The 12,928-nt window shown below is 70.1% G+C and carries 11 protein-coding genes; 4 read left to right on the forward strand and 7 right to left on the reverse strand.

Annotated elements, in window-relative coordinates; translation table 11 throughout:
• Positions 1-12 precede the first annotated feature (12 nt).
• From AC1C2S_RS05080 to AC1C2S_RS05110, 7 genes are all read right to left on the reverse strand, one after another.
• Positions 13-1,101, reverse strand: coding sequence for a sugar phosphate isomerase/epimerase family protein (locus AC1C2S_RS05080; RefSeq protein ID WP_495351446.1), 1,089 nt, complete (start codon positions 1,099-1,101; stop codon positions 13-15).
• Positions 1,098-1,967, reverse strand: coding sequence for a sugar phosphate isomerase/epimerase family protein (locus AC1C2S_RS05085; RefSeq protein WP_495351447.1), 870 nt, complete (start codon positions 1,965-1,967; stop codon positions 1,098-1,100). Before AC1C2S_RS05085 ends, AC1C2S_RS05080 begins: the two co-directional genes overlap by 4 nt.
• 362 nt (positions 1,968-2,329) lie before the next feature.
• Positions 2,330-3,535, reverse strand: a complete 1,206-nt coding sequence (locus tag AC1C2S_RS05090; RefSeq protein WP_495351448.1) for a substrate-binding domain-containing protein — start codon at positions 3,533-3,535, stop codon at positions 2,330-2,332.
• Between the two features lie 17 nt (positions 3,536-3,552).
• A complete protein-coding gene (locus AC1C2S_RS05095; protein ID WP_495351449.1) occupies positions 3,553-4,701 on the reverse strand; it encodes an ABC transporter permease in 1,149 nt (382 codons plus the stop codon).
• Positions 4,698-5,828, reverse strand: a complete 1,131-nt coding sequence (locus AC1C2S_RS05100; RefSeq protein WP_495351450.1) for an ABC transporter permease — start codon at positions 5,826-5,828, stop codon at positions 4,698-4,700. The genes AC1C2S_RS05095 and AC1C2S_RS05100 overlap by 4 nt, the downstream gene beginning before the upstream one ends.
• Positions 5,825-7,456: a sugar ABC transporter ATP-binding protein gene (locus AC1C2S_RS05105; protein WP_495351451.1), complete on the reverse strand. Its 1,632-nt coding sequence runs from the start codon at positions 7,454-7,456 to the stop codon at positions 5,825-5,827. The genes AC1C2S_RS05100 and AC1C2S_RS05105 overlap by 4 nt, the downstream gene beginning before the upstream one ends.
• Positions 7,453-8,559: a Gfo/Idh/MocA family protein gene (locus AC1C2S_RS05110; RefSeq protein WP_495351452.1), complete on the reverse strand. Its 1,107-nt coding sequence runs from the start codon at positions 8,557-8,559 to the stop codon at positions 7,453-7,455. Before AC1C2S_RS05110 ends, AC1C2S_RS05105 begins: the two co-directional genes overlap by 4 nt.
• Before the next feature lie 116 nt (positions 8,560-8,675).
• Here AC1C2S_RS05110 and AC1C2S_RS05115 point away from each other — a divergent pair, with 116 nt between their 5' ends.
• The 4 genes from AC1C2S_RS05115 to AC1C2S_RS05130 all read left to right on the forward strand — a co-directional run bounded on the left by AC1C2S_RS05115 (position 8,676) and on the right by AC1C2S_RS05130 (position 12,853).
• Positions 8,676-9,863 (forward strand): ROK family transcriptional regulator, encoded by a 1,188-nt coding sequence (locus AC1C2S_RS05115; RefSeq protein WP_495351453.1) that lies wholly within the window; start codon positions 8,676-8,678, stop codon positions 9,861-9,863.
• Between the two features lie 307 nt (positions 9,864-10,170).
• Positions 10,171-10,830 (forward strand): YqaJ viral recombinase family protein, encoded by a 660-nt coding sequence (locus tag AC1C2S_RS05120; RefSeq protein ID WP_495353197.1) that lies wholly within the window; start codon positions 10,171-10,173, stop codon positions 10,828-10,830.
• Positions 10,827-11,627 carry an alpha/beta fold hydrolase gene (locus AC1C2S_RS05125; RefSeq protein ID WP_495351454.1) on the forward strand — a complete coding sequence of 267 codons (801 nt, stop codon included), beginning with the start codon at positions 10,827-10,829 and terminating at the stop codon, positions 11,625-11,627. The genes AC1C2S_RS05120 and AC1C2S_RS05125 overlap by 4 nt, the downstream gene beginning before the upstream one ends.
• A gap of 263 nt (positions 11,628-11,890) precedes the next feature.
• Complete coding sequence (locus tag AC1C2S_RS05130; RefSeq protein ID WP_495351455.1) at positions 11,891-12,853, forward strand: NADP-dependent oxidoreductase; 963 nt, start codon at positions 11,891-11,893, stop codon at positions 12,851-12,853.
• Positions 12,854-12,928 lie beyond the last annotated feature (75 nt).

The following is a 12,928-nucleotide window of genomic DNA, read 5'->3' on the forward strand; positions in this document are numbered from 1 at the left end:
AAAGTTCGAGCGCTACTGGTTCGAGAAGGCCGCGTCGAACGAGGTCGCGGGCTTCGGCCAGAGCAGCGAGCGGATGTATCCGACGGCCTCAGCTGCGCCGTGCAGCCGGTCCATGCCCGCGTCCTCCCACTCGACCGAGATCGGCCCGTCGTAGCCGATCGCATCGAGCGCGCGGAATGCGTCCTCCCAGGGCACGTCGCCGTGACCCGTCGACACGAAGTCCCAGCCGCGGCGCGGGTCGCCCCACGGCAGATGCGAGCCGAGCACGCCGGCGCGGCCGTTGGCCGGGCGCATCCGCGTGTCCTTGCAGTCGACGTGGTAGATGCGGTCCTTGAAGTCCCAGATGAAGCCGACCGGGTCGATGTGCTGCCACATCATGTGCGACGGATCCCAGTTGAAGCCGAACGCCGGTCGCCGATCGATCGCCTCGAGAGTGCGCACCGAACTCCAGTAGTCGTACGCGATCTCCGACGGGTGCACCTCGTGGGCGAACCGCACGCCCTCGGCATCGAAGACGTCGAGGATCGGGTTCCACCGGTTCGCGAAGTCCTCGAACCCGGCGTCGATCACCGAGGCCGGCACGGGCGGGAACATCGCCACGTACGGCCAGATCTTCGAACCGGTGAACCCCACGACGGTGTCGACACCGAGCGCCCGGGCGACGCGTGCCGCACGCTTCATGTCGTCGGCGGCGCGCTGCCTGACACCCTCGGCGTCACCGTCGCCCCACGTGTAGGGCCGCACGATGGCCTGGTGGCGGAAGTCGATCGGGTCGTCGCAGACGGCCTGGCCGGTCAGATGGTTCGAGATCGCGTACACCTCGAGCCCGTATCGCTGCAGGATCTCGCGCCGCTCGTCGAGGTAGCCCGGCTCTTCTTCGGCGAGCTTCAGGTCGAGGTGGTCGCCCGAGCAGGCGATCTCGAGGCCGTCGTATCCCCACTCCGCGGCGCGGCGGGCGACCTCCTCGAACGGCAGGTCGGCCCATTGGCCCGTGAAGAGGGTGACCGGGTGGGTTGCGGATGCCGCGGCATCCGTCTCGCCCTGTGCCGCCTCGCCCTGTGCCGCCGCGTCGGCGCCGGCCCGCGGCTCTTGAAGGGTCATCGTCGTTCCCTTTCGTCTTGCAGCGCGGTGAGATAGCGGATGCTTCGTTCCGCAAGTTCGTCTTGCGACGCGGCGAGCGGGCGCCACACCGAGGCGGCGACCGCGATCGTGTCGTTGTCGCCGGTGAAGCTCTCGAGGCCGAGCGGGCCGCTGTAGCCGACGTCGTCGAGCGCGTCGAGGAAGTCCGGCCAGTCGATGTGGTCGTCGCCGACCGCGCCGCGGTCGTTGCCGCAGACCTGGACGTAGGCGAGATGCTCGCCCGCCAGGCGGATGGCGTCGCCGATGCGCTGCTCTTCGATGTTCAGGTGGTAGCTGTCGAGCGCGAGGCCGAGCCCGGGGCCGAGCAACGGGCCGAGCGCCTCGAGGGCCTGCTCGACGGTGTTGATGAGGCTCGTCTCGTAGCGATTGAGCGGTTCGATGGCGAGCCGGATGCCGCTGCGCTCCGCCGCCCGCACGACCGGCCCGAGGCTGCCTCTGAGTTCGTGATAGCGCTCCGCACGCTCCTCGGCGTCCATGCGCCAGGTTCGCCCGGTGGCCGCGGTGAAGGGGCCGGCGACGATGCGGGCGCCGAGGCGCTCGGCCACGCCGACGCAGTGCACGAGGTAGTTCTGCGTGGCGACGACTTCGGAGCCGGGCGCCGCGATCAGGTTGCGGCCCGGGCCCATGGCACCGACCACCACGGGAGCGAGCCGGTGCTCGTGCAGCACCTCGGCCGCGGCATCCGGTGACCAATCGCCGGGGTTCTCGACCGGCAGCTCGATGGCGCCGAATCCCATGCCCGCAGCCTTCGCGGCGATCTCGGCGAGCGCGGCATCGTCGAGCGGCGATGTCCAGACCCAGGTGTTGACGCCGATGATGCGGCGCATGCTGCCTCCTTGCGGCGGATGCCAGGCTACCGACGTTCGTTGAACCCGCAGCAATTCAGGTTGGCACGGGCGTGGGGGGGGGGGGGGGGGGGGGGGGGGGGGGGGGGGGGGGGGGAGGAGGGGGAGGGGGGGGGGGGGGGGGGGGGGGGGGGGGGGGGGGNACAGCAATTCAGGTTGGCACGGGCGTGTCGCGGGCCGCAATCGGTTGATCGGGCCCGCGACACGTCTCCGCTCCTGAATTGCTGCGGGGTGCTGGTGGTGCGGTGGTACTGGTGGTGCGGTGGTGCGGTGGTGCGGTGGTGCGGTGGTGCGGTGGTACTGGTGGTGCGGTGGTGCTGGTTCTGCGTGACCGGCGTCGCCGGTTACGGGATGATGCGCTCCTGCCACACCTGCGGGTAGCCGGGCAGGTCTTCTCCGCCGAACTTGGCGTAGTGACCGTCGGGCATTCCGTCGTTCGCCTCGAGGTACTGGTCGACCTCTTCAGCGGTGATCGGCGACTGCGGCAGCACCCACTCCTTCGGGACCTGCTCGCCCGCGAAGATCTTCTGCACGGCGAGGAGCGGCGTGCGCCACTGGAAGTTGGAGTACACGGGTGCGAGACCGGTGAGTCCCGTCTCCTTCCACTTGCGCAGGAAGCTCATCTCGTCTTCACCCGTCATGACGGGGTAGTCGACGCCGGCGTCTTCGAACGCCTCGATGGCCGCGACGGCGCCGTCACCGGCATCCATCCACACGCCGTCGACGTCACCCTTGGCGAGTTCGTCGGAGATGATCTTCTTGATCTCGGCGGGGTCGGCTCCGGTGAAGTAGTCGACCGCCTCGATGTCGTTCTCCGCGAAGAGCTTCTCAGCCGCGGCCCAGCGCTGCTCGAGCACGTCGACGCCCGGCAGGATCCGGAGCCCGACGACCTTCGATCCCGGCTCGAGCTCCTCGATCAGGAACTCCGCCGTGTCGATGCCCCACGCGAAACCACCGATGGGGTGGATGAACGTGACGGGGCAATCGGTCTGCACACCGCGGTCGAAGACCACGACGGGCTTGCCGGTGTCGCACGCCCGCTCGACGGCCGGGGTCATGGCCGCCGTGGAGTTCGGCGCGATGATGAAGACGTCGCAGTTGCCCTCGTTGATGAAGTAGTCGATGTCGGCGATCTGCGTGTCGTCGGAGTCCTGCGCGTCGCGGGTCTCCATCTCGGAGATGACCCCTGCGTCCTGCAGCACCTTCAGCTGCTGATTCATGGTGATCCAGCCGGTCTGACGCCACGGGTTCGAGATCGAGGCGTTCGCGAAGCATGCCTTCTTCGCGCCCGTTCCCGCGTATTCGGCTGTGTCGATCATCTCGGCGTTGATGTACTGCAGCCACGGCTGGCCTTCGGGCCCTTCGGGCACGACGGACCGTTCGGCGTACTGCTTGTCGTAGAGCTCCTGGTCGAACCACTCGACCGCTTCCTCCGTGGCTCCGGCGTCATCCGACGGCGCGGCCACATTCGGGTCGGTGGTACATCCGGCCAGTGCGATCATCGCGAGAGCGGCGACCATGGCGGATGCCACTGCATACCTGCGTCGCATCACGAACCTCCCTTGGTTTAGTTGTCAGCCCTCAGCGTCGAGGGAATGGGTGCAGGGCGAGCGGATGCCGCGGCATCCTGCTCCTCCGCCGGTGCCGGCGAAGTCTGGGTCGGCGGCTCCGATGGCGGAGTCGGCGAGATCGTGGGCGCTTCGAGGGCGCGGCCTTTGCGGCGCGCGCGAATGGTGGTGGCCGCGTAGGCGACGGCGAGGATGATGATCGCGCCCTGCACTGCGTCGCGGTAGGTCGAGGGCACCCCGGCGAAGTTCAGCAGGGTGAAGAGTGCTTCGAGCGCGAAGGCGCCGGCCGCGGCGGCCACGACCCAGCCGCGACCGCCGCCGAGCACTACGCCGCCGAGCACGACCGCGGTGATCGCGGTGAACTCGTAGCCGCGTCCGACGCTCGGGTGCACGCCGGCGTAGCCGACGAGCAGCACGCCGGCGATCGTCGCCGAGAGCGAGGAGATCACGAAGGTCGAGGTCTTGACCCACCAGTTGCGGGCGCCTGAGTAGCGGGCGGTCGTCGGGTTGTCGCCGAGGGCGATGATCGTGCGGCCGAACGGGCGACGTGCGAACCAGATCGCGATGACGAGCACCACGACGAGCACGACGACCGACCAGGGCAGGATCTCGATCACGGGCAGGTTCCGGATGCCGCCGCGGCCGATCTCGCGGAACCCGTCTGCGGGGTTGCCGGTCGCGGCGCCGCCGGTCCAGTAGAGGGTGGCGCCGAGCAGGGCGAGCATCATGCCGAGCGTGGCGATGAAGCTCGGCACCTTGAGCAGGGTGACGATGAGGCCGTTCACGAGGCCGATGACGGCGCCGAAGGCGAGCATGAACACGAGCACCGGCAGCGACTTCGCCTCGTCTTGGCCGATGAGGTTGCCGGCGATGACGACCTGGGCGGTGACGACCGAGCCCATCGAGAGGTCGAATTCGCCCCCGACGATCACGAAGTACTGTCCGATCGCGACGATGGCGACGGGCGCGACCCGCTGCACGAAGCGGATGAACTGCGAGGGCTCGGCGAACGACGGGTTCAGCACCGTGATCGCCACGAGCAGCACGACGAGCAGCAGGAAGACGGCGCCGCGCGGGCTCACGAGCGTGCGGCCGAGACCGGCGAGGCGTTGGCCGGCGGTGGGCTGATCGGATGTCGCGGCGCTCATGCCGATCCCTCCTTCTCATGCACGGCGACCGGCGGTCCGGCGGGTCCGCCTCCGGAGTCGGGCCGGTCGGACCCGGTGCGTGCAGCGGCGGAGCCTGCCGCATCCGCGCCGGGCGTCGGCGACCCTGCGCCGAATCGCGGCCGTCGCCGGTCGAGCGATCGACTCGTGTAGACGGCGACCGCGGCGACGATGACGACCCCGCGCACGACGTCTTTCAGGAAGGGGTTGACCTGCATGACGCTCATGACGTTGTCGACGACGGCGAAGATCGCGACCCCGCCGATCGTGCCCCAGATCGAGCCGCGACCGCCCATGAGCAGGGTGCCGCCGAGCACGACGGCGGCGATCGAGAGCAGGTCGTAACCGCCCTGAGTGCCGACGGTGGGGCTGCCGACGCCGAGCCGGCTCGCGAGCAGGAGCCCGGCGAGCGCGGCGGTGATCGAGCACAGCATGTGTGCGACGATGACCGGCCGTGCCGTGCGGATGCCCGAGAGGCGCGCGACCTGTTCGTTGCCGCCGACGGCGAACATGTGGTTGCCGACCCGCGTGCGGGCGAGGAAGAAGGCCCCGGCGAGCGCGACGACGAGCATGATGAGGGTCGACACGGGCACCGGGCCGACGCCGGTCGCGCCGATCAGCTGGAACTCCCACGGCACCTCGCCGCTCGTGCCCTTGTAGTTCGTGTCGAGGTAGCCCTTGATGATGAGGCCCGTGCCGAGGGTCGCGATGAACCCGTTGACCTTGAGCTTCGTGACGATGAGCCCGTTGGCGAGGCCGATGAGTGCGGCGACGACGAGCACCGCGAGCACCGCGATCGGGATGTTCGCCGGGTTGCCCCGCATCGTGTCGGCCGCGATGAGGCTCGAGAGGCTGACGACGTAGGGCACCGACAGGTCGAGCGAGGCGCACAGGATCACGAGGGTCTGGCCGATCGCGACGAAGCCGAGCACGCTCATGCCCGTGAGGATGTCGCGGATGTTGCCGGCACTGAAGAAGTTGCGGCCGACGCTCGCGACGAGGATGGCACCGATGATGATGACGCCCACGAGCGCGATGCCCACGATGAGGCTCGCGTCGAGGCGACGACGACGGCCTCGGCGAGCGGATGTCGCGGTGACGGTGCTCATCGGCCGGCCTCCTCGTCCGTGGCATCCGTGTCGCTCACTGAGCCCGTCGAATCGCCCTCCGAAGCATCCGCTGTACCGACGACCTTCGCGCCGCCGACCCTCAGCGTGCCGGTGGCCGCCGAGAGGATCGTCGCCTCATCGCTGCGCGCCGGCAGCTCTGCCGAGGCACGGCCGTCGTGCATGACGATGATGCGGTCGGACATGCCGATGACCTCGGGCAGTTCGGAGGAGATCATGAGGATGGCGACTCCTTCTTTCGCGAGCCGTCGCATGAGCGTGTACACGGCGACCTTCGCGCCGACGTCGATGCCGCGGGTCGGCTCGTCGAGCAGCACGACGCGCGGTTTCGTCGCGAGCCACTTCGCGAGCACGACCTTCTGCTGGTTGCCGCCCGAGAGGTACTGCACCTCTTGGTCGACGCCGCGCGAGGCGACCTCGAGCGAGGAGAGCACCCCCGGTAGTTCGCGGCGCGCCTCGCTCGTGCGACGAGCGAAGACCGAGCGGATCACGAGCAGTGCGTTGTCGCCGACCGACTGATTCAGGGCGAGCCCCTGGGCCTTGCGGTCTTCGGTGATGAGCGCGATGCCCGCCTTCACGGCCTGCCGGGCCGAGGTCATGCGAACGGGCCGTCCGTCGAGGAGCAGCTCGCCGCGGGTGAACGGCGCGATGCCGAAGAGCGCTTCGACGAGCTCGGTGCGACCCGAGCCCTGCAGTCCGGCGACGCCGACGATCTCGCCGGCGCGCAGCTCGAGGTCGATGCCGTCGACGTAGGCGTTGCCCGCGCCGCGCAATTCGAGCCGCGGATCGCCGACGACCGTGCCCTCTTCGACCCCGGGGAAGTACGCGGAGATCGGGCGTCCGACCATGCGGCGCACGAGCTCGTCGGTGTCGAGCTCGGCGACCGGGCCGCTCGAGATGAGCGCGCCGTCTTTCAGCACGGTGATCGTGTCGCAGAGGTCGAAGATCTCCTTCAGCCGGTGCGAGACGTAGAGAATCGCGACGCCGCGCTCGGCGAGCCGCCGCACGATCGTATAGAGCAGTTCCACCTCGTGGTCGGCGAGCGCGGCCGTCGGCTCATCCATCTGGATGACCCTGGCGTCGACCGAGAGCGCCTTCACGATCTCGACGATCTGCTGTTCGGCGACGGTGAGCGTGCGCACCGGGGCATCCGCGTCGATCGTGTCGATGCCGAGGTCGGCGAGCAGCGACCGCGTCTCGGCGAGCATCGCCTTCTTGTCGACGAAGCCGCCGCGCCGCGGCTCGCGGCCGAGGAACACGTTCTGCGCGACCGTGCGTTCTGGCAGCAGGTTGAACTCCTGGAAGACGGTGGCGAGCCCCGCGCGTGCCGCTTCGACGGGGTGGCTGAACGCCACCTCGGTGCCGCCGAGCGTGATGGTGCCCGCGTCTCGTTCGTAGACGCCCGCGAGGATCTTCATGAACGTCGACTTGCCCGCGCCGTTCTCGCCGACGAGGCCGTGCACCTCGCCCGGCCGGAGCGTGAGGCCGACGCCGTGCAGCACCGTGACGCCGAAGAACGACTTCTCGAGCCCCATGGCCACGAGCACCGGCTCGGCGGCGAGCACAGCGCCGCGCCGGTCTTCGCCCGTCGGCTGCTGCTGGGCGTTCATGCGGCCACCTCCACCCAATTGCCGGATGCCGCGGACTCCAGCACCGCCTCAGTGACGCGCACTGCGCGCAGGCCGTCGTCGAAGCGCGGCAGCCCCTCTGGCGATGCGCCGCCGATCGCCGCGTAGGCGTCGGCGATGAAGGCGTTGAACGCGTCTTGATAGCCCATCGGATGCCCCGCCGGCACGATCGCCAGCCGGGCCGCGTCTTCGGCGAGCCGTGCCGGGTCGCGCTCGATGACCCTCGACGCGTCGGTGCGCCCGAGCCAGAGGGTGTCGGGGCGCTCCTGCTCGAACCGCACGCTCGCCTCGGTGCCCGCGAGTTCGATCGAGAGGGCATTCTTACGCCCGGGCGCCACCTGCGAGACGAGCAGTGTGCCGACGGCGCCCGAGGTGAGCTCGACGACGACGGCGACGAGGTCTTCGGTGGCGATGGCGTCGTGCGTGGCGCGGGCCTCGTAGACGGTGCGGGTCGAGGCGCTGAGCCGTTCGATGCGCTCCCCCGAGACGAACTCGAGCAGATCGACGAGGTGCGAGCCGATGTCGGCGAAGGCGCGCGACGGCCCCCCGAGCGCGGCGTCGACCCGCCAGTCGTCGTCATGGGGTGCAGCGAGCCAGTCCTGCAGATATGCACCCTGCACGCTGAGCAGGCGCCCGGTCTCGCCGCGGGCGACGCGGGCTCGTGCCTCGCGAGCCATCGGGTGGAATCGATAGACGAAGGGCACGGCGGCCACGAGGCCGCGCTCGTCGGCGAGCGCGGTCAGCGCCGCGGCATCCGTCACCGACGTCGCGAGCGGCTTTTCGCAGATGACGTGCTTGCCGGCCTCGAGGGCGGCCCGTGCGATCGCCGCGTGCGTCGCGTTCGGCGTGCACACGTGCACGACGTCGATGTCGGGGTCGTCGAGCAGTGCGTCGACCGAGTCGAACGCCGTGGTCAGCCCCAGCCGTCGCGCTGCATCGCGAGCTCGATCAGCCGATGAGGATGCACCGCCCGTGAGCTCGGCCCGTGCGGCGCGAGCGGCCCGGGAGTGCACGGCGGCCATGAAGCCGCCACCGACGAAGCCGGCACGAAGAGTGCGGGTCGGGGCGATGACGTCCGTTGTCATGGTCGACATGGTGACACAAGGATCGAGACTTCTGCTAGTCATTCGTCAAAAGTTGCCGAAGTCGTTACACCTTCGAGATTTACGTGTGAGCGAAGACCGTGTGCTTTACTCAGTGCATGGTTGACATCAGCCGGGGATCAGCACTCGGCGCCTCGGGGGCGAGCGAGCTCTTCCAGCTCCTCCGTGACGGCGCACCCCGCACCCGGGCGTCCCTCGCCGCCACCACCGGTCTCGCACGATCGACGATCGCGACGCGCGTCGACGAACTCATGCAGCTCGGGCTCGTCTCCCCCGTGGCCGATGCCGCTTCGACCGGCGGCCGGCCGCCCTCGCAGTTCGCGCTCAACCCGGCGGCGCGCATCGTGCTCGCCGCCGACCTCGGCGCCTCGCACGCCACGCTCGCCGTCACCGATCTCACCGGCACGGTGCTCGCTTCACACGGCGAGCGCATGGACATCGCCGAGGGCCCCGATGCCGTGCTCGGCTGGATGGTCGACGCCGGCCGAGCACTCATCGAAGGACTCGGCCGCGACCGGCACGAGCTCGCGGCCATCGGCATCGGCGTGCCCGGGCCGGTCGAACACTCCACCGGCCGCCCGGTGAACCCCCCGATCATGCCCGGCTGGGATCGCTTCGACGTGCCCGGCTGGGTGCAGCAGCACCTCGAGGTGCCGGTGCTCGTCGACAACGACGTGAACATCATGGCGCTCGGCGAACGCGCCCTCGCCTGGCCGCAGGTCGAACACCTCATGTTCGTGAAGGTCGCCACGGGCATCGGCTCCGGCATCATCTCGGGCGGCCTGCTGCAGCGCGGTGCGCAGGGCATCGCGGGCGACATCGGCCATGTGCGCGTCGCGCGCGGCAGCGAGGTGCCCTGCCACTGCGGCAACCGCGGATGCCTCGAAGCCCTCGCCTCGGGCCCCGCCATCGCCCGGGCGCTTCGCGAACAGGGTGTCGACGCGACATCCGGCAACGACGTCGTCGAACTCGTCAAGCGCGGCGACATCGACGCGATCCAGGCGGTGCGCCAGGCCGGCCGCGACATCGGCGAGGTGCTCACCGCGTGCGTCAGCCTCGTGAACCCCTCTGTGGTCGCCATCGGCGGTTCGATGGCGAGAGCCGGTGAGCACCTCATCGCCGGCGTGCGAGAGGTCGTCTACACCCGCTCGATGCCGCTCGCGACCGAGCACCTCGCGATCGTGCAGTCCGCCGCGGCCGAGAATGCTGCTGTGCTCGGCGCGAGCATGCTCGCGATCCACCACGCGCTCTCCCCCGAGGGCATCGACGCGCTCGCAGCGCGCTGACCCGGCATCCGCTGCCCCTGCTCGCGGCGCCCGCCCACCTCGCCACGCGCCCACCCCGTCACGCGCCCACCTCGCCACCCGCCCACCTCGCCACGCGACCACCTCGCCACGCGACCACTGCAGCAATTCAGGAAGGGAGGTGTGTCGCGCCCACGATCCGCCGCGAATACCCCGCGACACGCCGCGACACGCTCCTCCCGTCCTGAATTGCTGCAGGAGACCGCGCGTGCGGCGCCCCGATGACCGCGCGCAGCGGTACGCTCGGAAGGTGCCGGATACCCCCTTCGCCCTCTTCGATCTCGAGAGCGTGACGACGGCGGTCGCGGTCGACGAACGCCCGCGGCATGCGTGCCAGTCGCGCGTCGTGGCCGACTCGAGTGATCGGGTCGGCTGGTTGCGGGCGCGCTCGCAGGGCATCACTGCGACGGATGCCGCGAAGCTCGCGACCCGCGAATCGGTGCGCACCGCGGCGCACGAGAAGCTGCACGGCAGCCGGTACAGCTTCGGCGGGAGCCGGTACACCGACCACGGCCGGGAGCGCGAACCCGTCATCGCCGAGTGGGCACGCAACAGTCACGGCATCGAGCCGTCGACGCTGCTCTTCCACTCGGAGTTCGAACGCCGTCACCTCGCGACGCCCGACGGCCTCAGGATCACGTCGAACGGCACCCTCGAACTCTGCGAGATCAAGACGACCTCCAAGCCGTGGCGCGGCATCCCACGCGGGTACCTGCGCCAGGTCTGGTGGCAGCAGTACGTGCTCGGCGCCGAGCGCACGCTCGTCGTGTGGGAGCAGCACGACGACTTCGTTCCGGTCGCCGCCGAGCCGCAGTGCCGTTGGGTCGACCGCGACGACGACCAGATCGCGATCCTCGTGGGGTTCGCGAACGAGCTGCTCACTGCGATCCGGCCCGCCGGCGCCGACCACGACCCGCGCGCGATCTACCGGCCGGGTGCTCTCGCGTGACGACCATCCTCCTGCACGGCCTCGGTGCCGACCGTCGACAACCCCTCGACCTGTTCACGCCGGCGGTGCGCGCCGCGAGCGGGCCCGACGAGCTCATCATCGCACCGGATATCCGTGCGCACGGCGGGTTCCTCACGGTCGGCGAGCCCGAGGATTTCCGCATCGACCGGCTCGCCGCCGAAGTCGCCGCGAGCGTACGGGAGACGATCTCCGATGCCGGCGGCCCGGCGCCCGAGGCATCCGCACCGCTGACCGTCATCGGCGTCTCCCTCGGTGCCGCTCTCGCGCTGCGGCTCGCGCTCGACGAACTGCTGCCGATCGAACGTGCCGTGTTCGTTCGGCCGTCGTTCAGCGACGAGTCGCTGCCAGAGAATCTGCGGGCGTTCCCGGTGATCGGCCAGATCCTCGCCGATGCGGGGCCGGCCGGCATGCAGGAGTTCCGCGAGCGCTCGATCTTCCAGTACATCGCGTCGGTCTCGCCCGCGGGTGGACGAGGGCTGCTGACGCAGTTCACGGCTCCGGATGCCGCGCGGCGGGCGATGCGGCTCGTCGAGATGCCGCGCAACCGCGCGTTCACGGCTGACTCCGAGCTCGCCGGGCTCGGGGCCCGCGGCATCCAGTCACTCGTCGTCGGTGCCCCCCGCGACCCGGTGCATCCGTACGCCCTCGCCGAGCGATGGGCTACCGCTCTCGACGCGCCACTCGTCGAACTGCCGGCTCGCGACGACGGGCTGCCCGTGCAGACGGCGCTGCTGCGCGAGGGCATCGCCCGCTGGCTGCAGCACACGCGCGCCTGACGACCGCAACGCTCGTCGAGGAGCGACGCCCTCGATACAGCGGTGTCGCCTCCCCGCTGGTCGAGTAGCGACGAAGAAGCGTATCGAGACCCGTCACGAGGTCTCGATACGGCCGCAAGCGGCCTACTCGGCCGACGAGGGGGCGCCCCTTACCGCACGCATGCGCACTCCCCAGATTCGGCGAAACCACGGCCACCCGGGGGTCGGTGCGATCATAGCGATGACGGATACTGTGCAAAGGGCAATCTCAGGAGGGTGTGTCGATGCGGGCATTGGTGATCGATCAGACCGGCGGAGCCGACGAGCTGCACATGGCCGAAGTGCCCGACCCGATTCGTATCAGCGACGAGGTACTCGTGCGGGTCGTTGCAGCGGGCGTGAACCCGATCGACGCGAAAACCCGAGCCGGGCGCGGCGTCTCCAGGGCGATCCCCGCCTACCCGGCAGTGCTCGGCGGCGATTTCGCCGGCGTGGTCGAGGCCGTGCCCTACACGGCCCATCCGCTGCAGCCGGGTGACCGCGTCTACGGCATGGGCCGGGTGCCCCGCACCGGCGGCAGCTACGCCGAACTGATCTCGGTGAGTTCGATGGGCATCACCCGCATGCCGGCATCCCTCTCGTTCGCCGAAGCGGCGGCGGTGCCGCTCGCGGCGCTCACCGCGTGGGGCGCGGTCGTCGATACGGCGCGCGTGCACGACGGCCAGCGGGTGCTCGTCCACGCCGGCGCCGGCGGTGTCGGCCACTTCGCCGTGCAGTTCGCCGCCTACTTCGGCGCCGTCGTCACCGCCACCGCCTCCGCCCGCAACGCAGACTTCGTGCGCGGCCTCGGTGCACGCCGCATCATCGACTACAACTCCGAACGATTCGAAGAGGTCGCCACCGACCAAGATGTGGTCATCGACCTGATCGGCAATGCGACGGATGCCACGGGCACCCGTTCCCTCGACGTGCTGCGTCCGGCCGGGCTGATCGTGACGGTGCCCACCGGCTCGTGGCCGACCATGGCCGAGGAGGCGGCGGCCCGGGGCATCCGTTCGAGCGGCTACACCGTCTCGCCCGATGCCCGCACGCTCTCGGTGATCACGCGGCTGATCGACGACGGTGCCGTGCGTGTGCACGTGGAGCGGGAGTTGCCGCTCGAGGAGGGTGCCGAGGCGCACCGCCTGCTCGAAGCGGGGCACGTGCGCGGCAAGCTCGTGCTGCGGGTCTCGCCCGACCCGGCCTGAGCTCGTCGCGCGCTCACCCTGCGCTCATCGACAGAAGCCCGCTTCGACGAGCTCAGCGAGCACGCCCGCGGGTTC

The sequence above is a fragment of the Agromyces sp. Y782 genome (assembly GCF_059445405.1).

Coding starts and splice junctions, on each gene's coding strand:
- AC1C2S_RS05095 (WP_495351449.1), bottom strand. CDS start 4,701: ATGAGCGCCGCGACATCCGATCAGCCCACCGCCGGCCAACGCCTCGCC.
- AC1C2S_RS05105 (WP_495351451.1), bottom strand. CDS start 7,456: ATGAACGCCCAGCAGCAGCCGACGGGCGAAGACCGGCGCGGCGCTGTG.
- AC1C2S_RS05090 (WP_495351448.1), bottom strand. CDS start 3,535: ATGCGACGCAGGTATGCAGTGGCATCCGCCATGGTCGCCGCTCTCGCG.
- AC1C2S_RS05080 (WP_495351446.1), bottom strand. CDS start 1,101: ATGACCCTTCAAGAGCCGCGGGCCGGCGCCGACGCGGCGGCACAGGGC.
- AC1C2S_RS05115 (WP_495351453.1), top strand. CDS start 8,676: ATGGTTGACATCAGCCGGGGATCAGCACTCGGCGCCTCGGGGGCGAGC.
- AC1C2S_RS05100 (WP_495351450.1), bottom strand. CDS start 5,828: ATGAGCACCGTCACCGCGACATCCGCTCGCCGAGGCCGTCGTCGTCGC.
- AC1C2S_RS05130 (WP_495351455.1), top strand. CDS start 11,891: ATGCGGGCATTGGTGATCGATCAGACCGGCGGAGCCGACGAGCTGCAC.
- AC1C2S_RS05085 (WP_495351447.1), bottom strand. CDS start 1,967: ATGCGCCGCATCATCGGCGTCAACACCTGGGTCTGGACATCGCCGCTC.
- AC1C2S_RS05110 (WP_495351452.1), bottom strand. CDS start 8,559: ATGACAACGGACGTCATCGCCCCGACCCGCACTCTTCGTGCCGGCTTC.